At 61.9% G+C, this 23,152-nt stretch carries 19 protein-coding genes; 11 read left to right on the top strand and 8 right to left on the bottom strand.

Features of this window, described 5'->3' with window-relative positions; all coding sequences use genetic code 11:
• Positions 1 to 7: 7 nt before the first annotated feature.
• Positions 8 to 694 (top strand): TetR/AcrR family transcriptional regulator, encoded by a 687-nt coding sequence (locus J0J06_RS15080; RefSeq protein WP_294043497.1) that lies wholly within the window; start codon positions 8 to 10, stop codon positions 692 to 694.
• Positions 695 to 698: 4 nt separating this feature from the next.
• On the opposite strand, the gene J0J06_RS15075 is transcribed toward J0J06_RS15080, so the two are convergent.
• The 4 genes from J0J06_RS15075 to J0J06_RS15060 form a co-directional block, all read right to left on the bottom strand.
• On the bottom strand, positions 699 to 2,333 hold the full coding sequence (locus tag J0J06_RS15075; RefSeq protein WP_294043495.1) for a carboxylesterase family protein: 1,635 nt from the start codon (positions 2,331 to 2,333) through the stop codon (positions 699 to 701).
• Positions 2,330 to 3,634, bottom strand: coding sequence for an MFS transporter (locus J0J06_RS15070; RefSeq protein WP_294043493.1), 1,305 nt, complete (start codon positions 3,632 to 3,634; stop codon positions 2,330 to 2,332). The genes J0J06_RS15075 and J0J06_RS15070 overlap by 4 nt, the downstream gene beginning before the upstream one ends.
• Before the next feature lie 148 nt (positions 3,635 to 3,782).
• On the bottom strand, positions 3,783 to 5,375 hold the full coding sequence (locus tag J0J06_RS15065) for a class II 3-deoxy-7-phosphoheptulonate synthase (protein WP_294043491.1): 1,593 nt from the start codon (positions 5,373 to 5,375) through the stop codon (positions 3,783 to 3,785).
• Between the two features lie 80 nt (positions 5,376 to 5,455).
• Positions 5,456 to 6,883, bottom strand: a complete 1,428-nt coding sequence (locus tag J0J06_RS15060; RefSeq protein ID WP_294043489.1) for a carotenoid oxygenase family protein — start codon at positions 6,881 to 6,883, stop codon at positions 5,456 to 5,458.
• Positions 6,884 to 6,943: 60 nt separating this feature from the next.
• On the opposite strand from J0J06_RS15060, the gene J0J06_RS15055 reads away from it, so the two are divergent.
• Positions 6,944 to 7,543 carry a TetR/AcrR family transcriptional regulator gene (locus J0J06_RS15055; RefSeq protein ID WP_294043487.1) on the top strand — a complete coding sequence of 200 codons (600 nt, stop codon included), beginning with the start codon at positions 6,944 to 6,946 and terminating at the stop codon, positions 7,541 to 7,543.
• Here J0J06_RS15055 and J0J06_RS15050 read toward each other — a convergent pair.
• Genes J0J06_RS15050 through J0J06_RS15035 form a run of 4 tightly spaced genes read right to left on the bottom strand, consistent with a single transcriptional unit; the run spans position 7,540 to position 11,910 of the window.
• Positions 7,540 to 8,475 carry a D-2-hydroxyacid dehydrogenase gene (locus J0J06_RS15050; RefSeq protein WP_294043485.1) on the bottom strand — a complete coding sequence of 312 codons (936 nt, stop codon included), beginning with the start codon at positions 8,473 to 8,475 and terminating at the stop codon, positions 7,540 to 7,542. The two genes, J0J06_RS15055 and J0J06_RS15050, sit on opposite strands and share 4 nt — an antisense overlap.
• A complete protein-coding gene (locus J0J06_RS15045) occupies positions 8,472 to 8,906 on the bottom strand; it encodes a TM2 domain-containing protein (RefSeq protein ID WP_294043483.1) in 435 nt (144 codons plus the stop codon). Before J0J06_RS15045 ends, J0J06_RS15050 begins: the two co-directional genes overlap by 4 nt.
• 18 nt (positions 8,907 to 8,924) lie before the next feature.
• Complete coding sequence (gene cysS / locus J0J06_RS15040; protein WP_294043481.1) at positions 8,925 to 10,370, bottom strand: cysteine--tRNA ligase; 1,446 nt, start codon at positions 10,368 to 10,370, stop codon at positions 8,925 to 8,927.
• 58 nt (positions 10,371 to 10,428) lie between these two features.
• A complete protein-coding gene (locus tag J0J06_RS15035; RefSeq protein WP_294043479.1) occupies positions 10,429 to 11,910 on the bottom strand; it encodes a hypothetical protein in 1,482 nt (493 codons plus the stop codon).
• A gap of 178 nt (positions 11,911 to 12,088) precedes the next feature.
• Here J0J06_RS15035 and J0J06_RS15030 point away from each other — a divergent pair, with 178 nt between their 5' ends.
• From J0J06_RS15030 to J0J06_RS14990, 9 genes are all read left to right on the top strand, one after another.
• Positions 12,089 to 13,411 carry a hypothetical protein gene (locus tag J0J06_RS15030; RefSeq protein ID WP_294043477.1) on the top strand — a complete coding sequence of 441 codons (1,323 nt, stop codon included), beginning with the start codon at positions 12,089 to 12,091 and terminating at the stop codon, positions 13,409 to 13,411.
• A 163-nt stretch (positions 13,412 to 13,574) separates the two neighbouring features.
• On the top strand, positions 13,575 to 14,657 hold the full coding sequence (gene gmd / locus J0J06_RS15025) for a GDP-mannose 4,6-dehydratase (RefSeq protein WP_294043476.1): 1,083 nt from the start codon (positions 13,575 to 13,577) through the stop codon (positions 14,655 to 14,657).
• Positions 14,658 to 14,714: 57 nt separating this feature from the next.
• Entirely contained in the window at positions 14,715 to 15,953 is a 1,239-nt protein-coding gene (locus J0J06_RS15020; protein WP_294043474.1) for a class I SAM-dependent methyltransferase, read from the top strand.
• 4 nt (positions 15,954 to 15,957) lie between these two features.
• Entirely contained in the window at positions 15,958 to 17,505 is a 1,548-nt protein-coding gene (locus J0J06_RS15015) for an oligosaccharide flippase family protein (RefSeq protein ID WP_294043472.1), read from the top strand.
• Positions 17,506 to 17,522: 17 nt separating this feature from the next.
• The gene (locus J0J06_RS15010) at positions 17,523 to 18,500 is read left to right on the top strand and encodes a GDP-mannose 4,6-dehydratase (protein WP_294043470.1); all 978 of its coding nucleotides are present in this window, start codon (positions 17,523 to 17,525) and stop codon (positions 18,498 to 18,500) included.
• A gap of 39 nt (positions 18,501 to 18,539) precedes the next feature.
• Positions 18,540 to 19,661 (top strand): acyltransferase, encoded by a 1,122-nt coding sequence (locus tag J0J06_RS15005; protein WP_294043468.1) that lies wholly within the window; start codon positions 18,540 to 18,542, stop codon positions 19,659 to 19,661.
• 61 nt (positions 19,662 to 19,722) lie between these two features.
• Positions 19,723 to 20,829, top strand: coding sequence for a glycosyltransferase (locus J0J06_RS15000; protein ID WP_294043466.1), 1,107 nt, complete (start codon positions 19,723 to 19,725; stop codon positions 20,827 to 20,829).
• 3 nt (positions 20,830 to 20,832) lie between these two features.
• Positions 20,833 to 21,885 carry a glycosyltransferase family 2 protein gene (locus J0J06_RS14995; RefSeq protein ID WP_294043464.1) on the top strand — a complete coding sequence of 351 codons (1,053 nt, stop codon included), beginning with the start codon at positions 20,833 to 20,835 and terminating at the stop codon, positions 21,883 to 21,885.
• 102 nt (positions 21,886 to 21,987) lie between these two features.
• Positions 21,988 to 23,145 (top strand): hypothetical protein, encoded by a 1,158-nt coding sequence (locus J0J06_RS14990; protein ID WP_294043462.1) that lies wholly within the window; start codon positions 21,988 to 21,990, stop codon positions 23,143 to 23,145.
• Positions 23,146 to 23,152 lie beyond the last annotated feature (7 nt).

The raw sequence follows: 23,152 nt of genomic DNA, 5'->3' as shown, positions 1-23,152 counted from the left end.
GGGTGCGTTGAAGAAACAAGGGACCGGCATTTCGCCCAAGAAGCAGCCGGAGCGCCGCACCAAGGCGCAGCAACGCGCCGAACGGCTCGAACAGATCCTCGACGCCGCGGAATATCTGTTTTCGCAGAACGGCTTTTACGGCGTGACCCTGCGTGATGTCGCGAAGCGCGTCGGCATCCACACCACGCTGATGCACTATTATTTCGAGGACAAGCGCGCCCTTTTCGAAGCGGTATTCGCGCGGCGATCACCCGAAACGATCGGGCGGCGCATGGCCGCGCTGGAGAAATACGAGAAGGAAACGGGGGATAGTCCGACCGTCGAGGGTGCGCTCCACGCCTTTCTCGACACCGACCTGGATCTGTATCGCGAAGGCGGTGAGGCGTGGATGAATTCGGCGACATTCTGCGCGCGGATCAGCAACACGCCCGAAGGCGCGGAATTGATGGATCAATATTTCGATCCGGTCGTGCTCCGGCTGATCGGCATATTGAAGCGCGCGCTGCCCGATTTCAGCGACGAGGACATCTTCTGGGGATACCATTTCGTCACCGGCGCGCTGATGAACACGCTCGCGCGCACCGGGCGCATCGATAAATTGTCGGGCGGCGTCTGCCATTCCGACGATTTCCTGGCGGTCAAAGCGCGCATGGCCAAGTTCATGGCCGCGGGCTTTCACGCACTCCGGAACTGACCGGTCAGCCGCAGGCGGGCGTTGCTGCGGGCATGGCCGGTGCGGCCAGCCCGAAATTCCAGTGCCACGGAATCCGCCCGTTCGCCATCCGGCGGCAGACGATGCGATCGTTGAGCGCATACATGCCGGGGAACACGTTGGCGCTCGGTTTCGGTGCGTCAGCGAACAGCATGTATCCCCCCGCCGCGCCGAACGCGGGCCAGACTGGCGCGTTCGCGGCCTCCGGCCGCCCGGTACGCGCGAAACTGGCCCAGTAATCTGCCATGGTATCGGCCAGCGCAGCCTCGGCGGCGGTTGCCGGAATTTTCGGCCAAAGCGGTGGCGTGTTGTCGGTATTGTCGAACGTATAGGGCAGTTCGCTGGCGTGGAAGGCGTGCAGCCCCGCCTGGTCTTCCGCCGGATAGCCATGGTCCCAAAAATAGAGATAGGCGGGCTGGCCCAACGCCGCCTGTTTGGTGACGAGGCGCTGCGCCGTCCAACCGTAGAGCGCGTCGCGCGTAGCGGCGAGGATGCTCTCCTTCATGTCGCTCGCCGGATACAGCCGCAGGAAGGAGTCGGCGAGGTCGCCGTAACGCTCGCGGATCGTCGCTTCATATTTGGCGGCGCTGTCGGGCGTTTTAGGTGCGAGGACCATCAGCGAGCGGATTTCCCCGCTGTTGAACCCGGCAAGCAACGGCACGGGGGCCTGCTTGCCCTGATCGAAGGTCGCGACGAGCTGTTCGGGTATCAGCTTGCCGTCGATGGTGATCCAGGGTGCGTAGCCGAGCTTGGTCGCGGCGAGCGTCAACTGGTCGGCCTTCATCCCGCGCAACGTCGCGATGTCGGGCGCTTGCAGCCCGCCGGCGAGCATCGTGCCGGTCGCTTCCGCGGCAATCTGGTCGCCACGCGCGCGCTTCAGTTCGGGCATCGAGACCATATAGGCACTCTGCGCGATCGCCTTGGCGAACAGGCCGCGCGCATATGGCGACGCCATCAGATACATGACGCTCAAGCCCCCGGCCGACTCCCCCGCGATCGTGACGTTGCCGGTGTCGCCGCCGAATGCGGCGATGTTGCGCTTGACCCAGGTCAGCGCGGCGATCTGGTCGAGCAGGCCGTAATTGCCGGACACGTGCTGGGGTGATTCGGCGCTGAGTCCGGGATGCGCGAGAAAGCCGAGCACGCCGAGCCGGTAGTTGATCGACACCACGATGATGCCGCGCTCCGCCAGTTTCTTGCCGTCGTAGAGCGGCTCGCGGCTCGACCCGCCCGACAGCGCCCCGCCGTGAATCCACACGAACACCGGCGCGTCCTTCGCATTGGCGGGCGTCCAGATGTTGAGCGTCAGGCAATCCTCACTCATCGGCATCGGCGCGGCGGGGGAATAGACCGAGATTGGCTTGGGCGCCTGGTTCTGGACGCATGCGGGGCCGAAATCGGCGGCATCGCGCGTGCCTTGCCAGACGGGAAGGGGCAGCGGCGCGCGCCAGCGTAAAGCGCCGACCGGCGGCTGGGCATAGGGAATGCCCTTGAACACGTGGATGTCGCCATCGGTCGTGCCCGCGACCGCGCCGGCGGGGGCGTGCACCACCGGCTTCGGTTCGGCCGCGGCAAGGCTCAGCGAAGCAACCCCGAGCAATGCGATTAGGCGGGCGATCATGGCGCGATACTCCTTTCACGGCGCAGCAGGCCGGCGAGCCAGGCGAACAACAGAATGGCGAGCAGGTAGAAGGGTGTCAGCGTGTAGAGCGCCGCCTGCAGCGAGTGGGCGACGCCTTGTGCCGCGAAATGGCTGCTGATCCAGCCGACCCAGGTCGGCCCCAGGCCGAGCCCGATGAAGTTCATGAACAGCAGCAGCAGCGCACTCGACAGGACGCGTTGGTCGGGCCGCACTTCCTCCTGCACCAGCGCCACCGCCGAAGAGAGATAGAAGTAATTGAAGAAATTGACCCCGGTCAGGAAACACAGCGCCAGCGGCCAGGACGGCGCCCAGACGAACGCCAGATAGAGCGGGATCGCGAGCACCAGGGCCATCGCGGGCACGCTCGCATAGGCCGATTTCGTCACGGTGGTCCGCCGGTCGATCACGCGGCCCGATGCCAGCATGCTGCCGCCCATGCCGATCAGGATGACGAGCGAGTACCAGATCGCGATCTGCCCGAGCGACATGCCTTTCTCGCGGCCCAGGAACAGAGCGGCGAAATTGCCGAGGCCATAGGTCACGAACTGCGTAGCGCCACTGCCCAGCGCCATCAGCATCAGGACCGGGTTGGTGACGAACATCCAAACCGTCGGCCAAAACGGAGCTTTGGCGGCGGTGTCATGGTTGGTGTCATAGCGCCCGCGCGGCGGTTCGCTGATGAGCAGGCGGACGATGACCGCGGCGATCACGCCGACCGCGCCGATCGTGATGAACGCCCAGCGCCAGTTGAACGCGGCGGCGATCGACGCGCCGAACGCGACGCCGAGCGCGGCGCCGATAACCGGGCCCAGATTGTAGATACCGAACGCGAAGCCGCGCCGCCCCGGCGGAATCGTATCGGCGATGATCGCATAGGAAGGCGGCACGCCGCCCGCCTCGCCGAACCCAACCGTCATGCGCGCGATCGCGAGCTGCGGATAATTGGCGGCGAACCCGCAGGCCATCGTCGCTCCGCTCCAGATCGCGCAGGCCAGCACCAGCACGTTGACGCGGTTGGTGCGGTCGGCGAACCAGCCCACCGGCACCGCGATCAGGCAATAGAACAGCGCGAAGTACAGCCCGCCGAGCCTGCCGAGCGCGGCATCGTCGATCTGCAGCGATTCCTGGATCGGCTTGGCGAGCGTGCCGAGCAGCGAGCGGTCGAGGAAATTGAGGACATAGACCGCGCAGAGCGTGATCAGAACCGTGCGCGCGCCCTTGGGCAGGGGAGCGGACCCGCCGCTAGTATCGATGCCCGAAGGCGCGGCTTGCGCTGTCACTTCCTGCTCCCGTCTGCACGCCGGATTCTCTGCCGGCTTCAGCGAGACAACATCGTCAGAACGCTGGCGATGTCAACACTCACTATACCGATGATGAACATCTTTGCGGCCGAAGCGTGGTGGGATGAAGGGAAGTACCGGCCGCGACCTAAGCCGCTTCGGCGCGCCGCTGACGCAGCTCGTCGTTGAGCATCTCAGCCAGCAGGAACGCGAGTTCGAGGCTTTGCCCGGCGTTTAACCGGGGGTCGCAATGCGTGTGGTAGCGATCGGCCAGGCTCTGTTCGGTCACATCGACCGCGCCGCCGGTGCATTCCGTCACGTTCTGCCCGGTCATCTCCGCATGGATGCCGCCCGCGAAGGTGCCTTCGGCGCGATGCACCGCGAAGAATCCGCGCACTTCGGTGAGAATGCAATCGAACGGGCGTGTCTTGTAGCCGTTGGCGGCCTTCACGACGTTGCCGTGCATCGGGTCGCAGCTCCACACCACCGGGTGCCCCTCGCGCTTCACCGCGCGGACCAGCTTGGGCAGCCCGGACTCGATCTTGTCGTGGCCGTACCGAGTGATCAGCGTCATGCGGCCGGGGATGCGGCCGGGGTTGAGCGTGTCGAGCAGACGAAGCAGCATGTCGGGTTCGAGGCTCGGCCCGCATTTCAGCCCGATCGGATTGCCGATGCCGCGCAGGAATTCGACATGCGCCGATCCGTCGAACCGAGTACGGTCGCCGATCCACAGCATGTGCGCGGACGTGTCGTACCAGTCGCCGGTCAGGCTGTCCTGCCGGGTCAGCGCCTGCTCGTAGGGGAGTAGCAGCGCCTCATGGCTGGTGTAGAAGGTGGTCTGCGACAGTTGCGGCACGGTGTCGGGACTGATTCCGCACGCCTCCATGAAGTCGAGCGCCTCGCCGATGCGGTCGGCGGTCTCGGCATATTTCTTCGCCCAGGGGCTGCTGCCCAGGAAATCGTGCGTCCAGCGATGAACCTGGTGCAGGTTGGCATAGCCGCCCTGCGAGAAGGCCCGGAGCAAGTTCAGCGTCGCCGCGCTTTGGCTATAGCCCTGCACCATGCGCTGCGGATCGGGGATGCGCGCTTCTGGCGTGAAGGCGATGTCGTTGACATTGTCACCGCGGTATGACGGCAGCTCGACGCCGTCGATCGTCTCGGTGTCCGCACTGCGCGGCTTGGCGAACTGGCCCGCCATGCGACCGACCTTCACGACCGGCAGCTTCGACGCATGGGTTAGCACGACCGCCATCTGGAGGATCACGCGGAAGGTGTCGCGGATGTTGTTCGGATGGAACTCTGCGAAGCTTTCCGCGCAATCGCCGCCCTGGAGAAGAAACGCCTTGCCTTCCGCGACGCGCGCGAGGTCGGCGGTCAGGTTTCGCGCTTCGCCCGCGAAGACGAGCGGGGGGTAGGAAGTCAGTTGCGCCGTTGCGGCCTCAAGCGCCGCTGCGTCGGGATAGTTGGGCAGCTGGCGCGCTTCGTGATCCTTCCAGCTTGCCGGGGTCCATTCGGCGGCCGACCCGCCGGAAACGGGGGCTGGGACGTACCAGTCGGCGTGATGCGCGATGCCGTTCGCGGCGATCTGGTTGAGCACCTTGGCCGAGGCGCGCTTGCCGTCTTCCTCCCAGCCCTGCACCGTGCTGCCGGCGGTTTCGTACCACGCGCCGAATGCAGCGCGGGTGAGGGAGCGTTCCTCGCGGAAACGGCGGATTTTGGCGCCTGCCAGTGTCGTCGTCATGCCGCGCCGTTACCCTGATAGGGTAAATGATGCAACTCCCTAATTACTCCGACACGGGCGCACCACAAGTTCAGGGTAAATCAGCCGTTCGCAACCCAATTGCCGTGGAACCCCGGCGGCACGCGATGGGGTATGCGGATGCTGGCGACCGGTGCGCCCTCGAAATCCCGCGCGTCGATGATCGCAAGGTCGGTGGTCTCGTTGGACAGGTCGACCACCAGCCCGACCAGCCAGCCATCGCCCTCCGGTGCGTCATCACTGCGGGGTACGAACACGAACTCGCCGGGATAGCGGCCGGGGCCGAAATCGTGCGTCTGCTTCGTGCCTTCCGCCAGATCGTGCTTGTAGAGCCTCGTCTCGCCGATCGCGAAGTCGCCCTCAGGGAGCCCCATCGTATAGGCGTAGTGATAAGGCTGGCCGAAGAAGCGCTCGTCGGGGCGGGGAAACTCCTGCGGCGTCGCGTCGATCGTCCTGCGCTCGATCGTCTTCGTTGCCGGGTCGATGATCCAACGCTCCAGCCCGAGCGACTTGCCGCTGGGGCCGCCATTCATTTCGGCGAACATCGTATCGTAGACGCACGCATCGAGCACCACGCGCCCGTCTGCCATGTCGAACGCATTGGCGACGTGGAAGATATAGACTTGGGGGCAATCGACCCACACCACGTCCTCCGTCCCGCCGTTGCGCGGCAGCAGCCCGACACGCGCCTGATGCTCGGGGTTCCAGCTATAGGGGAAGCTGTGCCCGCCGATCAGCGCCTTCATCGAAAAGGTCACAGGCAAATCGAGGATCAGCGCGTAACGTGCTGTGATTGCGCAATCATGGATCGATGGACCATGCTTGACCGGGATCGCGACCTCGCGCGTCACCTTGCCGCTTGCGTCGATGACGACGTGACGGACCTCGTCCGGGACGGTCGCTTCATAGCAGATCGCGTGGTTCTCGCCGGTCAGCGGGTCGAGGTGCGGGTGCGCAGTGAAGCTGCCCACGAGCGTATCGTCGAACGGATTATAGGTCTGTTCGTCGAGCGTCTCCGACAGTTCGACCGGATACGATCCGGCCTCGACCAGCGCCCAGGTGCGCCCGCCGATGCCGATCACGTTGGTGTTGACCGTATCGAACCCGCCATGGCGCGGTCCCGGCGCGGCGGGCATCCCGGTCTCTGCCTCGACGCGCTTAGAGCGAATCCAGCGGTTGCGGTACCATAAGGCCTTGCCTTGCTTCAGCGCGATGCCGTGGACCATGCCGTCGCCGGTGAACCAGTGATAACCCTTGGCGTCCGGCGCGGCGGGGTTGGGACCGATGCGAAGATAACGGCCATCGAGTTCGGCGGGGATCGCGCCGGTGATCGGCAGGTTCTCCAGCGTCAGTTCACGCTCCATCGGCTTGTGAATGCCGGTCAGGAAGGGATGGTCGGTGTCGGGCATCCGCTTGCGATTGAATTCGGAGATTACCTCGATCCCCTTGGTGACGCTGCCGCGGATTGCATTTTCGATCACGCTTGCCATGACTGGTCTCCGACTCGAAGTTTATGGCGTAAACATATCCGACATGGTAACAGTGTCAACATGAAAGATTCGAAGGTCGAGAAATCGGGCTATCACCACGGCGACCTGCGGGCGGCGTTGATCGCCAAAGGGTTGCGGATGCTCGAAGAGCAGGACGACGCCGACCTGTCGCTGCGCGCACTGGCGCGGGCGGTGGGGGTCAGCGCGACCGCGGTCTATCGGCATTTCCCCGACAAGGAGGCGTTGCGCGAGGCGCTGGCGCTGGCGGCCTATGACCGCCTCGGCGAGGCTCAGCGCGCTGCCGCGATCGGGATGAACAACGTATTCGACGAATTCCAGGCGATGGGGCGCACCTACGTCCGCTTCGCGCTCGACCATCCGGCGTTATTCCGGTTGATGACCTCGATTCCCGGCGATGGCGAACTGTTCGACTTCGACCGCGATCAAAGCGACGATCAGGCCGCCAAACTGCTCCGCGCCTATGCTCGCAAGCTGGCGGGAAAGGGGGCCAGTCCCGACACGATCAAGACGATCGCGATGAGAGCCTGGGCGCTGGTCCACGGTCTCGCGGTGCTGATGATCGACGGCTATGTTCCGCGCGACGAAGCGCTGATCGACGCGGTGGTCGATACCCGCGCGTTGGGGATGCACCGGGGTTAGTAGCCCGCCTCCAGATCGACCACATTCTCCATCGGCTGTCCGTTCACAAAAGCGTCGATGTTGCGCAGGAACAGGGCGGCGGCGCGGGGGAACATCTTGGTCTGGCTGCGGCCCGACAGGTGCATCGTGATCATGCAATTGGGCGCGGACCAAAGCGGATGGTCGGGCAGCAGTGGCTCCGGGCTGGTCGGGTCGAGGAAGGCACCGCCGATCTTGCGGCCGTGGAGCGCGTCGAGCAATGCCGCCTCGTCGATCATGTCGCCGCGCGCGATGTTGATCAGCCACGCGCCCGGCTTCATCGCGTCGAGCTCGGCTGCACCGATCATCGCCTTGGTCGCGTCGGTCGAGGGCGCGGCGAGGATCACCCAGTCGAATTCGCCCAGCTTCGCTTGCCACTGATCGGGCGTCAGCGTGCCGTCGCGGCCCGACCGGGTGACGCCCGTCACCGTGACGCCGAACGCCGCCAGCCGCTCGGCGATCAGCGTGCCGATCGCGCCCATCCCGACGATCAGCGCACTGGTTTCGAACAGTTCGACCTTGCCCGGCGCGTCCTTTGGCCATTCGTGGCGGTCATGTGCGCGCACGACCTCGTCGAAGCGTTTGGACGCTACGAGCACACCCATCACGGCATATTCGGCGACCGCGAGTGCGTTGATACCGACGCCATTGGTCAGAATCGCGCCACGTTCCTTGAGTAGGTCGAGCGGGAAGGCGTCGAGACCGGCATAGATGGTCGACACCCATTTCAGTCGCTCGCCATGCCGTATCGCTTCGGCGGTCAGCGAGGTCGGCTGCATGTCGACCCAGGCGATGTCGGCGTCGGCGATCATCGCGTTGGCCTCGGCGGGGGAGGCGAACCACGCCGTCTCTATCCCGGCGGGCAAGCGCTGCTCGATCAGCGGCCGTGCGAGCGCGGGAAGGAGCGCCTTCACGCGCGCTGATACCGAGCCGAGAATTCGGCGTCGGACATCACCAGGTAACGGATGAAATCGACGAACGCCCAAACCGCGCTGAAGAACGCGCCGACCAGCGTGAGGGTCAGGACCAGCATGACGACGCCCGATCCGGTGCGACCGAGATAGAAGCGATGCACGCCAAACACGCCGAGGAAGAAGGCGAGCAAAGCAGCGACGATCTTGTTACGGTCGGATCGCGCGGCAGGCGGCGTCGCGCTATAGGTGCCGGGCTGGCGATAGATGCGGCGCGCTTGACGCCCCTCAACCTCGAAATCGATCTGCGCGCCGACCGACGGCCCGACGCGGTCGGCCCAATCCCCCGGCCTGAAGACGTAGCGCTGGCCATCCTCGCCGGAAATCTGGCCATCGCCGGTTGCAGTGTCGACCCCGAGCACGTGTCCGCGCATCTTACTCTCCGAATCGCATCATAGGGCGGGCTTCCAATCCCATCCCAGCGGGTCGCCGTCCATCACTTCGACACCGGCGGCGGCGAGGTCGTCGCGGATCGCGTCGGAGCGGGCGAAGTCCTTGGCGGCGCGCGCTTCGCGCCGTTCTGTCAGGTGCGCGGCGACGTCGACCTCGGTCAGCATCGCGCCGGAGGGACGGACTCGCAGGTCCTCGCGCTTGAGGGAGGCAAGGCCGAGGCCGAGCACGGCGTCGAAATCCTCGAGCGCCGCGAGGCGATCGGCGGGCGAAATCTTCTTGTCGGCCAGCATCTCGTCGAGCGCTACCAGCGCCTTGGCGGTGTTGAGGTCGTCCGACACCGCCTCATCCAGCCGCTCGCGATAGGGCGCGGCCGTCGCGGCCGATGGCGCCTCCGGCCGATCGCGCAGCTGCTCCAGGGTGATCGCCAATCGCTTCAGCCGCGTGAGTGCCGCCGCGAGATTCTCCTCCGAAAACTCTAGTTCCGACCGGTAATGGGCCTGGAGGCACATCAGGCGATAGGCGAGGGGATGCACGCCCGCGTCGATCAGTGTCTGGAGCGTGCGGAAATCGCCCGACGACTTCGACATCTTGCCGCTGCGTTCGACTAGGAAATTGTTGTGCATCCACCAGCGCGCGCCGGTGAATCCAGGCTCTTCTGGGCAGTCGCAGAACGCCTGATTCTGCGCGATCTCGTTGGGGTGATGGATCTCGCGGTGGTCGATCCCGCCGGTGTGGATGTCGAACGGCGAGCCGAGATATTTCTCGCTCATCACCGAGCATTCGAGATGCCAACCCGGGGCGCCCTTGCCCCAGGGGCTGTCCCATTCCATCTGGCGTTGCTCGCCGGGCGGCGAGGCGCGCCAGATCGCGAAGTCCTGGGGGTGGTGCTTGCCCTCGACCGTTTCGATCCGGCCTTCGCGCACATCGTCCTGATTGCCCGCCAGCTTGCCGTAATCGGGCACGGTCGAGACGTCGAAATAAAGACCGGACTCCAATTGGTAGCAATGCTTTGTTGCGATCTTCTCGCCGAATGCGATCATCTCCGCGATATGATCGGTCGCGACCGACCAGCGCGACGGCTCGCGGATGTTGAGGTCCCTGAGGTTCTGCTTGAACGCCGCAGTGTAATGCGCCGCGATGTCCCAGATGCTCTTGGCCGACGCCTTGGCCGCCGCCTCCATCTTGTCGTCCCCCGCGTCTGCATCGGAGGTGAGGTGGCCGACATCGGTGATATTGATGACGTGTGTAAGGGGATAGCCCTTCCACGACAGCATGCGGCTCAGAGTGTCGGTAAAGACATAGGCGCGGAGATTGCCGATATGCGCGTAGTTATAGACCGTCGGCCCGCACGAATAGATCCGCACGTTCGTCGGATCGATCGGCTCGAACGGTTCGAGCGATCGGGTTAGGCTGTTGTAGAGTAGGAGGTCACGGCCGGTGGTCATTGCGGCCACTTAACCGAGCGTGCGGCCCTGGCAAATCCAAATCCAGAGATGTTCCGGATCAGATCCCGATGTTGCCGATGAGTACCCGATCCGCTCCCCGGCGTTCTTCCAGCAAGGCGCCCGTCCCGCCTTGAGAAAAGTGGTTTCCGATCAGCGAATAGTTGCCCGCTCCGCCGTTTTCGATCCGGACCTGATAGCGCGGCGTGCCCGCCACGTTCCATCCCGGCTTGAAGCGGTTTTGGGACAGGGAGAAGGTGCCACATCCCGCGGCGAATGTCAGAGTGTCATAGGCATTGGGTTTGGTGGTGCCGTTGCTGACGAACTTGCACGCCAGGAAATCTGTTTCGGCGGCTTGGGGGCCGACGACGGCTGCACTCTTGCCGTTGAAGAAGAAGGTTGTCGCGATGAATTGGATGTTCTCCACGGGACCACGAATGCCCAATTCCGCGCCGTGATTGGGGCGGCACGACACGAAACAGGCGTCGAAAACGAAGTCGGCGCAGTTGGCGAGGTCGAGACCTCGGTCGCAACTATCGAAAGATACCCGTGAAAATCGGCAAAATTCCGGACGCCCGTTGACCGTATTGCTGGTCGCGTCGGCATAGAGCGCGCATCGCGAAACGCTGCATACGCCATCGGTGAATATCAGTTCGTCACACATGTCCTGCAGGCGAATGGCGTAGTTGCAGTCGGACAGCGTGAACCTCGACACGCGCAGATCGAAATTATGGCCGCCGTTGAACAGCAAGCCGGCATTCCTGCACCCCTTGACGAGCAGGCCGTCTATATTGACCAGCCCCGACGCAACGGCGCTCAGGCCATCCCAGCCACCGGTAATGCTGATGTTCGATACCGTGGCAAGGTATGTCCGGTTCAAACTGATCCCGCTACCGGCCGTCAGCTGTTCCGCTTTCACCAAGTTCGTGATCCCGAAATCGGCAAGCCGCAGCCCGTTTTCCGATGCCGATGGCAACGCCACCTCGATCACATCGATCGGTGCTTTGGCAATCAGCAGGCTGTTCTGCATGCCGGCCCCGGTCAGCGTTATCGCTCGTCGTATCTTGATCGGTTCGGAGACGAGGTGTTTGCGCCCATCCTCGATCCGGAAGCAGCTGACGAACGGGTTTTGCAGCATCGCGTTGATGAACGGCGCGTCGTCGGTAACACCATCGCCCTGCGCGCCGCTCCAGTCGAGGGAGGCGGAGCCGCTGAAATCGCGCACCCACACTACATTCGGATCGACCGTCGAGATGATACAAAAAGCCTGATGGGGATCGGCGGCCAGCCATGCCGTATAGTCCGCTCTGCGCTTGGCCGTGAATACGCCGCGACGGAGATGCTCGCCCAGGATGGCTCGCGTTCCGGACGCCGTCTGGCGATATGCTGCAAGGGCGATCCGATCCTTGACGACCTGAAGGCCGACGAGTGCATCCACCGCGTCCGTGGGTGACGCGGCGGCTGGCGCAGTGGCTCCCGCAATGCCTAGCGCGGAGGCCCGAAGGATGGCGCGGCGGCTGGTAAGGGGCGGAGTTTCGGTCATGCTGTCGCCTAGCGCACGGCGTTTGAACGGGAAAGCAGCGCACTGTGAAATGCCGCGCTTTTCAGGCAAAAACACATGGTTCTAGGGGCCGACCGGACGGTTGAAGGGTTGCGGAGGCGCGACGCAATCGGATACTGCATCGACCGGCCGAGCGCCGACGGCAATTGGGATTGTGACCTTGCAACAGATTTTGCAGCTGGAGTTGAACGAGGTCAATTTCGAGTTCGTCAAAGCATATTGCGCGCAAGGTAAATTGCCCGCGCTGGACAGGCTGATCCGCACCCACGGGCTGATCGAAACGAGTTCCGAAAAGGCCTACGAGGATTTGGAGCCGTGGATCCAGTGGGTCAGCGCCCATACCGGCCAATCCCTTGCCCAGCATGGCGTGTTCCGGCTGGGCGATATCCTCGAACGGCCCGATCTGCGACAGATCTGGGAGATACTGGAGGCCGAAGGATGCAACGTCGGCGCCATCAGCCCCATGAACGCGCGTAATGCGTGCAAACATCCTGCCTTTTTCGTTCCCGATCCATGGACGCGCAGCGAGATCGTCGGGTCGCCGCTGATCCATCGCCTCTATGAAGCGATCGCGCAAATCGTGAACGACAATGCGCAGGCGCGGATCGACAAAGCATCGTTCGCCTGGCTTGGCGCCGGCCTCATGCGGTTCGCTCATCCGCGCAACTACGCTCTGTATGCATCGATCAGCGCACAAGCGCTGCGCAAGAGCTGGGCGCGGGCGCTGTTGCTCGATCTGTTACTCGCCGACGTCTTCATTCGCGAGACCAGCCAGTCGCGACCGGATTTCGCGTCGCTGTTCCTCAACGCCGCCGCCCATATCCAGCATCACCATATGTTCGACGCCGACGCTTATCAGGGCGATCACAGCAACCCGGACTGGTACGCCGACAATGACGATCCGATCCTGCGCGTCTATGAGCTATACGATCGCGTGGTCGGGCAGGTCGCGCGGCTGTTTCCCGACCATCGCCTGCTGATCGCGACCGGGTTGCACCAGATACCGTATCCCGAATTGCTGTTTTACTGGAGGCTGAAGGATCATGAGGGGTTTTTGCGCGAACTCGCGATCCCGTTCGCGCGCGTCGAACCGCGGATGTCGCGTGATTTCGTCGTCTTCTGCGCCGATACTGGCCAGGCGGCAGAGGCGGAGCGCATGCTATGCGCCGTAACCGCCGACGACGGCGACGCGTTGTTCGAGGTCGATAATCGCGGCGAAAGCTTGTTCGTGCTGCTTCGCTATCCGCAGGATATTCCGCCGTCGCTGGGCTATCGTATATCGACCGACGACGGCGTGCGCACCTTTGCTGACCTGCGGTCGAAGTGTGCGTTCGTAGCGATCAAGAATGGTGAGCACGATGGCATCGGCTATCTGATCGATACGGCGGAAACCGCCGGAAAGCATCCCGCGCAAGTGCCGCTGACAAGTATTTTCGACCGCACACTCGACCATTTTCGAGCGTCACAGGTACTCGCCGCCTGATCGAATGAAGGCGCTATTCCGGCGTTGTCCGGCGAACATTTCAAAGTTAACCCCGGTCTTTTCAAGCCGATCGTTTGTCGCTACCCCGCCGCGCGCGGCATGACAGCCAACCCCGACATCTACGGCCCTTCGAGGGTCTTTTTTCATCTGTATGCGAGAATTCATGAAGAAGGCCATCATCACAGGGATTACGGGGCAGGACGGCGCGTATCTCGCTGAATTTCTGCTCGAAAAGGGATACGAGGTGCACGGCATCCGGCGCCGGACCTCGCTGTTCAATACCGATCGTATCGATCATCTGTATCACGACATTCATACGTCGGGCGCGAAGCTGTTTCTCCACCATGGCGACATGACGGACAGCACCAGCCTGATCCGCATCATTCAGGAAATCCAGCCCGACGAAATCTATAATCTCGCGGCTCAGTCGCACGTCGCGGTCAGCTTCGAAGAGCCCGAATATACGGCGAATACGGATGCCCTTGGCGCGCTCCGGCTGCTCGAGGCCATTCGGTTGCTGGGTCTGTCCGGCAAGACGCGGTTCTATCAGGCCAGCACGTCGGAACTTTACGGCCTCGTCCAGGAAGTGCCGCAGCGGGAGACGACGCCATTCTATCCGCGAAGCCCCTATGCCGTGGCAAAACTGTACGCGTACTGGATCACGGTCAATTATCGCGAAGCCTATGGGATCTATGGGTGCAACGGCGTCCTGTTCAACCATGAGAGTCCGTTGCGCGGGGAGACTTTCGTCACGCGCAAGATCACGCGCGCGCTCGCGCGGATCAAGCTGGGCCTGCAGGATTGCCTGTACATGGGCAATATCGACGCCAAGCGCGACTGGGGTCACGCCAAGGACTATGTCGAGATGCAGTGGCTGATGCTTCAGCAGGAAACACCCGAGGACTTCGTCATCGCGACGGGCGTTCAGTACAGCGTGCGCCAGTTCATTGAGATCGCCGCCGAGGAACTGGGCATGTCGATCGAGTGGCGTGGCGAGGGCGTCGACGAAAAGGGCTATGATGCCGGCGGCAAGTGCATCGTCGCCGTCGACCCGCGGTATTTTCGCCCGACTGAGGTTGAAACGCTGCTCGGTGACGCCACCAAGGCCCGCGAGAAGCTGGGCTGGGTGCCGAAGATTAGCTTCGAGGACCTGGTCAAGGAAATGGTCCGCGAGGACCTTGTCGGTGCCGAGAAGAACGCGCTCATCATCAACAAGGGTTACAAGGTCCTGCGCCAGCACGAATAGCGCCGGCGCGCCTCTGCCTGACGATTGCTGTAAAATTCTAAGCTTGAGGTAATTTCAATGTTCACTGAAGCATCGGCGTGCCGGTTGTGCGGCGGAACCGAGTTCACGTCCGTGATGGATCTGGGCAATCAAGTCCTGACCGGGGTTTTCCCAAAGACCCGAGATCAGAAGGTCGATGCAGGTCCCGTCGAACTCATCCGCTGTTCGGTGGAAAATGGCTGTGGACTGGTCCAGTTGCGGCAGTCTTACGACGTGTCGCAGATGTATGGTGAAAACTACGGTTATCGCTCCGGCCTGAACTCGTCGATGGTCAAGCACCTGCAGGGCAAGATCCAGAAAATCGTCGATATGGGCATCCTGCAGCCCGGCGACGTGATCATCGATATAGGCAGTAACGACGCGACGTCGCTCCGGGCCTATCCGGACAATGGCTATCAGCTGTTTGGGGTCGATCCGACCGGCACCAAGTTTCGCGAATATTATACGGACAACATCACGCTCGTTCCGGACTTCTTTTCAGCCGCCGCCATCCACGGTCCGCTGAACGGACAGAAGGCGAAGGTCGTCACCTCCTTCTCGATGTTCTACGACCTCGAGGACCCGGCGCAGTTTGCCCGGGAAGTCGCCGGCGCTCTGCACGACGACGGCGTCTGGGTGTTCGAGCAGAGCTATCTGCCTGCGATGCTGCGCGCCAATTCGTTCGATACGATCTGTCACGAACATCTCGAATTCTACGCGCTGAAGCAGATCGAATGGATCGCGCGCGAGGCGGGGCTGAAAGTCATCGATGTGGAGTTCAACGACATCAATGGCGGCAGTTTCTCGATCGTCGCCGCCAAGCAGAACAGCAAGCGTCAGCCGAACGAGGCCGCCTTGAACGCCATCCGCGCCGATGAGGATGCGCTGGGGCTGGATGGCGACGCGGTATACGAAGCGTTCAAGGAACGGGTCGAAGTCTCACGCAAGGCGACCATGGCGTTCTTCGAACAGGCCAAGGCGGCCGGCGAGACAGTCTATGGCCTGGGCGCATCGACCAAGGGTAATGTGCTGTTGCAGGAATATGGCATCAACGACAGCCACATCACGGCGATCGGCGAGGTCAACGAGGACAAGTTCGGCAGCTTCACGCCGGGGTCGCTGATCCCGCTGATGTCGGAAGCCGAGGTGTTGGCGCTCAACCCCGACTATCTGTTCGTGCTGCCGTGGCATTTCCGCCCGTTCTTCGAGCAATTGCCGTCGCTGAAGGGCCGAAAGCTGGTGTTTCCGTTGCCGAATTTCGAGGTCGTGCAGCTTTGATCCGATGGACGTTACGCGCTCCAGATCCGGGATCAGCGCCAATCTGCTGATCGGCGTGTTATCCACCGCCTGGAGTGCGATCATCGGTATAATAGCGATCCGATGGTACGTGCAATTGCTCGGCATCGAATCGTATGGCCTGATCGGCTTCTATGCGACGATGCAGGCCGCGATCAGCATCCTTGACCTTGGGTTGGGAGCGACCGTCAATCGGGAGGTTGCGCGCGGCGTGGCGTTGGACGACCTGAGCCGGGTCAACCGGATGATCCATTCGCTTCAGGCGATCTATGGCGGTGTCGCGCTGCTGATCGGCGCTACGGTGTTCGTGGCCGCGCCGTTTATCGCCCACCGCTGGCTGGGGGCGAGCGCAATCGACAGCCACGTCGTCGAATGGTCGATCCGGCTGATGGGTGTCATTGCCGCGGTGCGATGGCCGATCGGGCTGTTTCAAGGGGCGCTGGTCGGTTTGCAACGATCGCGCGTGTCTTACCAGATCACCGCAACGATGACGACGATCAGCAATGTCGGCGCGATCGTCCTGCTCTATGCGGTGTCGCCGACACTATGGACCTATTTCGGCTGGCAGGTGGCGTGTTCGCTCGTGAACTTGCTGTGGATGCGGCATTCGGCGTGGCGCGAACTCGGCACGCGATCGGCGCAGCGGATCGACGCGGATCTGCTGCGCGCGTTGCTGATCCAGTCTGTGATGATATCCGGGGTGGCGGTGAGCGGCCTGTTGCTGTCGCAGCTCGATAAATTGGTGGTCAGCGGGTTTGCTCCGCTGGCGGATTTTGGGCGCTATTCGCTGGCCGGGATGATCGCCAGCGCGCTGGTCATCCTGCTGATCCCGACCTTCAACGTCATCTATCCGCGCATGAGCGGTCTCGCAGCCGCCGGAAAAACCGACGAGCTCGTCGCATTTTACCGGCTGGGGACTCGCGTGCTGATGTGTGGGCTGATCCCGGTGTCCGCCTCAGCGGTTTTCTATGCGTACGATCTGTTGTTCGTGTGGACCGGGAATGCCAGTCTGGCTGCGGCCACGGCACCGATCGTGCGATTGCTGATCGTCGGTTCAACGCTGAACGGGATCATGCATTTTCCCTATACCGTCCAGCTGGCGACGGCACATGAGCGGCTGGCGCTCTACATCAATCTGCTGCTGATTGCCGTCATGGTGCCGGCGACGCTCATGCTGGCGAGCCGCTACGGGATCGTCGGGGGGGCGATCGGCTGGATCGCGCAACAGAGCCTGTATTTCGTCGTCGGCGTGACGATTACCCATCGGTTCATCCTAAAGGGACTGGCATTCCGCTGGTTGTTTGTCGACCTGGTCCCGCCGGTTTTGGGTGGCATCGCTGTCGTTGCCGGTGGTCGTTACCTCGCCGCACTGATGACGGACGCGCCGGTCGTTCGGCTTCTCGTCGCCAGCGTCGCGGCGATCGTGGCCGTCCTCGCGATAACGCTGGTCAGGACGGACACGCGCACCCTGTACAATCATCTCAGGCGAAGCGCCTTCGGTCGCAATGGCGCCGGCGCCAACGCCACTGCGTAACGAGGATAGCCGGGCGAGTGGTACAGAACGAAATCCGAACGGCGTTGATTACCGGAATCACCGGCCAGGACGCATCCTATCTCGCCGAGTATCTGGTGGGCAGGGGAGTGACGGTTGTCGGCACGACCCGCGACGTAGCAGGTGCAGCGTCCCAGATGCCGCCCGCTCTGGCCGAACAGGTTACGATCGTCGAATGGGACTTGATCGACAAGGAGCGGTTCGTCGCGCTGCTCACCGATCACCGCCCGACCGAGATCTACAATTTTGCCGCGTTCAGTTCGGGCCAATATATGGACCGCGATCCGGAACGCGTTGTCGATATCAATGGTGTTGCCGTCGTGCGGATGCTCGAGGCGATTCGGTCGATCGATCCGTCCATCCGGTTCTGTCAGGCATCGAGTAGCGAGGTATTCGCGGGATCTGGCATCTCCCCGCAGTCGGAGAATACGCCGTTCGTTCCACGCAGCGTCTATGGCGCGGCCAAAATTCTGGCAGACAATGCGGTCAAGCTGTACCGCGAAAAATACGGGGTGTTTTGTTGCTCGGCGTATCTGTTCAACCATGAAAGTCCGCGCCGCGGTGATGGCTTCGTGACTACCAAGATCGTTCGTGCGGCGGTTGCGATCAAATCCGGGCGGCAGACGACCCTCGCACTTGGCAATCTGGCCGCAGCGCGCGACTGGGGCTTTGCCGGTGACTATGTCCGTGCGATGGCGCTGATGCTTGAGGCGGAGCGCCCGTCGGATTATGTTGTCGCGTCGGGCGCAACGCATACCGTCGCCGAATTCTGCGACCGAGCATTTGGCGCCGTAGGCCTGGACTATCGCGACCATGTCGTCGTAGACCCCGCATTCTTTCGGCCGGTCGAAGCAATGCAAATCGTCGGGGATCCCACGCGTGCGCACGCCGATCTAGGTTGGGCGCCGACCACGACCTTCCCGGCGCTGGTGGACATGATGATCGCAGCGGAACTAGGGGATGCTGATCGTGGCTGAAACCATGTCGGTGCTGCGCCTGATCGGCTAGGAACATCCATGAACGACAATGCGAGCGCCAGCCCCGACCTTGGTTGGCGGAGAGAACCCGGCAAGCTGCTTGGCCTGGAGGCGATCAGGTTCCTGTCCGCATGCGCAGTGCTGATCTGGCATTACCAGCATTTCTATTACATCGGCGACAAGCCTGGCCCGAGCTATATCGTGCCGGATCAACCGCTATATGCTCTGCTTTGGCCGCTTTATCAGGCAGGCTATTATGGCGTGAACGTATTCTGGTGCATCAGCGGGTTCATTTTTTTTTGGAAATATAGGGAAACGATTTCAAATCACCAAATTACACCGAAGAAATTCTTTGTCCTGCGATTTTCCCGACTCTACCCTCTTCATATCGCGACGCTGTTGCTCGTCATTTTGCCACAGGCCATTTATCTTCGGCAAACTGGCCATTATTTTGTTTATGTTTACAATGATCTGTATCATTTTGCTCTACAGATTTTCATGGCAAGCAATTGGGGCCTGCAGCAGAGTTACAGCTTCAATGGGCCGATCTGGTCGATCTCCATCGAAGTGCTTGTCTATATAATTTTCTTCGTTGCGCTGCGCTATATCGGGCGGCCGGTGCTCGTTTGTCTCGCGGCGATCGGTATTGCGGTGGTCGCCAAATTGATGAGGCTCGAATCACCGATATTCGATTGCCTCGGCCTTTTCTTTATCGGCGGGCTTACGTGCATCATTAAGGATCATGTGCAGGGCATGACCCAACGTAGCCTGATCAATATCGCCGCTATTGTGCTCGCCGTCGTAATTCCATTGGTGGCGGTCGCATGCAATGCGTTTGCCATCCGCCATTTCAGCTATCTGTTCTGGGCGACGTACACGCCGCTGTTGCTCTATGCTGGTGCGAACGACTTCGGTCTGGCCGGGCGTGCGCGGGCAATGATCGAGGCCGCCGGCAACATGACCTATTCGAGCTACCTGATCCACTTTCCGCTGCAGGTCACTATTGCGGCGGCGTTCGCCAGCGCGGGGCAGGCGATGCCCCTGGCGAGCCCGATATTCCTGCTGAGCTTCGTGGGCATCACGTTGGTTCTCGCCTATCTGATTTTCGAGTTCTTCGAAAAACCCGCTCAACGCTTGATCAGGTCCAGGTGCGGATATTGATTTCCGTCAATCAGCGCCAAGCGATATTCCCGTACATTCGCGAGTTGAAGAAAGACTTGGTGTGACGTCCGTTGCCATCATCTACGACAAGTTCCTGGTGCAGGGCGGGGGCGAACGCGTATGCGAGATGCTGGTCGAGGCATTTCCCGATGCACGTCTCTACGCCCTGAATGCGCGCCCCCGGCGGTTCTGGGAAGAAAAGCTGGGGCGGCGCATCGTATCGCCGCCGCTGGGATGGCTGTTTGGCAGCCGCTTCCTGGTCAGCGCGCTCTATCCCCTGGCGGCGCTGGTGATGAGTATGACACGCGTCCGGGCCGACGTCGTGATCGTTTATTCGTCGACCTGCGGCAAGTTCGCCCGGCTCGATTGCCAGCAGAGCATTCTCTATTCGAACTATCCGAACCGCGGTCTCTATCAGCCGGAAAAAATCGTTCGGTCGCGGTTCGTCCGCGCCATGCTCTACCCAGCGATGGCGCTCATGCGGCCGATCGAGCGGCGGCGGCTTCGCCAGTTCGACCGGCGCTTTTCGATCTCGGACACGTCCCGCCGGGCGCTGCTGGATTTCTCCGGACTGGATAGCGACATTCTAATGCCGCCGTTCAACGAACAAGGCATGGCGGCACCAGTCGCGGGCCGCTCGTCCGAAGAACCTTATTTCGTCCTTGTCAGCCGGTTGGAGCCGGAAAAGGACGTCGGGTACGTCATCGATGCTTTTCGCCCCCTGCCGCATCGGCTGAAGGTTATCGGTACCGGCAGCCAGTTGACCCAGCTCCGCCAAGCCAGTTCGGACAATGTGGAGTTTCTCGGCTATGTCGATGACGCGGCGCTCGCCCAGGAACTGGCTGGCGCCCGTGCGCTGATCTTTCCCTCGGAGATCGAGTACAGCCTGGTGCCGCTCGAGGCGCTGTTTCACGGCACGCCCGTCGTCAGCTTCGCAGCGCCCGCAATGCGCGAGATACTCGTGGATGTCGACGGCGGCGGCGCTGACGCCAACGCGCTGTTCTATAACGAGCGTACGGCTGACGCCTTGGCAGGCGCCATCGCCAGGTTCGACTCGATCGCCTGGGACCCGGAAATCGTGAAACGCGGGGCCGCCCGGTTCGGTCGAGCAGCCTTTATCGACCGGGTGCGCGCGCTGGTCTATGGCGCGGCAGCCAACGGAAACTGATCAATGTCGAACCCCAGCATCTCCTTCGTCATCCCAACGTTCAATTTTGCCGCGTTCCTTCCTGAAACGCTCGATTCGATCGTCAATGAGCGATATTCGCCGATCGAAATCATCGTGTTCGACGGCGGCTCGACCGATGACACGCTGGCTGTCCTGGAAGCGTATCGAACCAAGTTTCCGGCGTTGAAGGTCATGGTAGCGACCGAGCGCGGCAATATCGACACCGACCTCAACCTCGCGGTGGATGCGGCGCAGGGCGACTTCATCTGGACGATGAGTGCGGACGACACTCTGATGCCGGGCTGGTCTGAGATCGTCGCTGAGCTGCTGGCGGGCAGCACACCGGACCTGCTGCTGGTGCCCGCCATCCATTGCGACATCCGCATGCAACCGCGGCGCAGCTATCCGATCATGCGCGATCCGGCGACCGGGGTGATGACCAGGACGCTGGTCGATGACGACAGCGTGATCGACTATCTGTCGAATGTCCGCACGTCGGAGGGGTTGTTCTCATTCTGCTCGGCCTGCATCGTGCGGCGCGAAAAATTCCGCAAGGCGCCGGCTCTGGTCGCGGCGAACGGTACGTGCTGGCGATATTCGGTCCGCCTGATATCGGTGTTGGTCGACTATCCGAGTACCATCGTGGTGCTGGACCGCCCCCTGATTTACAAGCGTGGAGACAACGATTCTTTCGCGCAGGCGGGCGTCATCCGCCGCCTGCGGATCGCGACGTTGGGTTGGGACGACGCGATCGGCGCGCTAGATTTGCGTCCGGGCCTGCGCAGTGCAATGTTGAGCCGGGTCAAGTCCGATATCCGCCCGTTCACATTGCTCTATATGTCGCAATTCGTCCGAGATGACGAAGAACGCGCGACCTACCGCGCCTGTGTCGATACGCGGATGAAAGCGGCGGATGGAAGTATCCCCGCGACCGCCCGCATATTGAAGCGGCTGCCGCGATTTTTGATCTTGCGGAAAGGACTTGAGGTAGCCAAGGCCGCGGTCCGGATCGTGCAGCAACGGATATGGTCCGCCCAATTGCCGGTGGTCGATTGATATTTGCGTTGCAGGCCCGACGCCGCGGATGGCCGGCTTCGGTTTGGCCGTGACGCCATGACTGCGTAAACCTCAATTCGACGTGGCAAGGTACACGAGAGAATGTTGTCCAGAACCAAATTGTTCCTGATCGGCTACTTCCTGCCCTCCTGGGTAGCGACGCTGATGATGTGGGGCGACGACCGGACGAGCACCAATTTCGAGTCCGCGCCCGAATGGTTCTATTATTCCAAGTTCGTTCTGCAGATCGGGTCGATATTCGTTCTGTTCATGCCGATGGAATTGCGGCGACGGCCGTCCTTGATCGGCTTGGCGACAGCCGTCGCGCTGATCGTGTCGACGTTCATGACGAAGCCGATCCTCGAGGGCGAGTTCGTCATGCTCAACTCGTCGATCCAGATCGCCGTGCTCGCGGTTTTCCTGTGTTTCGCGCAGCCGTCCGCGACGCTCAAGACGTCCGACCTTACGTTCTTTTTCATAATGTTCGCGGGCGGCTTCGCGCTGCAGATTTTCCTGTTTTTCGCCTTCGGACGAATGCCATCGCACTCGATTTCCGACGTGTTCGTTCGCTTCAACGGCATTACGAACGATAGCCTGTCGGCGGGGATGATTCTGCCTTTGTTCATACCCTGGGCGGTGAGAACGGCGTTTCCGACCGTAAAAGCCGGCGTGCTGGTGGTGCTATCGGTTCTCACCGGCAGTCTGTTCGGTGCGATGTTCGTGCCGATCGGCACGTTAGCCTATGCCCTGTATCATCGCCTGTATCGGCTCGCCGCGCTGCTGGTGTTGGGTGCGGTCAGCGCGGCCTTCTATTTCAGCAGCTTTTTCGAAGCGATCATCGAAGTAAAGTTCCTGTCGATCATAACGCACTTGCGCTTCTTCTTGGATCTGAGCGGCGTACAATATTATCAGCCGGAAAAGAGCTGCAAGGAAGAGTTCTGCGAATCATTCATCGAAAACGGGATGAATATTGGCGTATATTACATGCTACTTTTCTATCTGCTGCTGATCTGTTTCATTGTTCCCCTGGTGAAGGGAAGAAGGAAGAAATCCAACACGCCCGTTCCGCTCGACACGGCGCGGATCTATGGTATCGCCCTGCTGGCCGGCTCGTTCGTCCACCCGATCCCGCTCATCCCGTTCGCGGTGCCCCTGTTCCTGATACTCGCCTCACTGGTGATCGGTGAGGCGGCGGCCGCCAAGCAATCGGCCGATACCACGGTACCGATCGTACCGGGTGCTACGGCGCCGGCACACTGACGCATGA

It is taken from the genome of Sphingomonas sp. (assembly GCF_017304615.1).
Classification (GTDB): Bacteria; Pseudomonadota; Alphaproteobacteria; order Sphingomonadales; family Sphingomonadaceae; genus Sphingomonas.
The sequence above is the reverse complement of the archived record's forward strand: the minus strand, read 5'-3'. Positions and strand labels throughout refer to the sequence as shown.

Excerpts from the sequence above, each read along its gene's own strand:
- J0J06_RS15075 (WP_294043495.1), bottom strand. The coding sequence starts at position 2,333 with ATGATCGCCCGCCTAATCGCATTGCTCGGGGTTGCTTCGCTGAGCCTT.
- J0J06_RS15065 (WP_294043491.1), bottom strand. The coding sequence starts at position 5,375 with ATGACGACGACACTGGCAGGCGCCAAAATCCGCCGTTTCCGCGAGGAA.
- J0J06_RS15060 (WP_294043489.1), bottom strand. The coding sequence starts at position 6,883 with ATGGCAAGCGTGATCGAAAATGCAATCCGCGGCAGCGTCACCAAGGGG.
- J0J06_RS15055 (WP_294043487.1), top strand. The coding sequence starts at position 6,944 with ATGAAAGATTCGAAGGTCGAGAAATCGGGCTATCACCACGGCGACCTG.
- J0J06_RS15045 (WP_294043483.1), bottom strand. The coding sequence starts at position 8,906 with ATGCGCGGACACGTGCTCGGGGTCGACACTGCAACCGGCGATGGCCAG.
- cysS (WP_294043481.1), bottom strand. The coding sequence starts at position 10,370 with ATGACCACCGGCCGTGACCTCCTACTCTACAACAGCCTAACCCGATCG.
- J0J06_RS15035 (WP_294043479.1), bottom strand. The coding sequence starts at position 11,910 with ATGACCGAAACTCCGCCCCTTACCAGCCGCCGCGCCATCCTTCGGGCC.
- gmd (WP_294043476.1), top strand. The coding sequence starts at position 13,575 with ATGAAGAAGGCCATCATCACAGGGATTACGGGGCAGGACGGCGCGTAT.
- J0J06_RS15020 (WP_294043474.1), top strand. The coding sequence starts at position 14,715 with ATGTTCACTGAAGCATCGGCGTGCCGGTTGTGCGGCGGAACCGAGTTC.
- J0J06_RS15015 (WP_294043472.1), top strand. The coding sequence starts at position 15,958 with ATGGACGTTACGCGCTCCAGATCCGGGATCAGCGCCAATCTGCTGATC.
- J0J06_RS15005 (WP_294043468.1), top strand. The coding sequence starts at position 18,540 with ATGAACGACAATGCGAGCGCCAGCCCCGACCTTGGTTGGCGGAGAGAA.
- J0J06_RS14995 (WP_294043464.1), top strand. The coding sequence starts at position 20,833 with ATGTCGAACCCCAGCATCTCCTTCGTCATCCCAACGTTCAATTTTGCC.
- J0J06_RS14990 (WP_294043462.1), top strand. The coding sequence starts at position 21,988 with ATGTTGTCCAGAACCAAATTGTTCCTGATCGGCTACTTCCTGCCCTCC.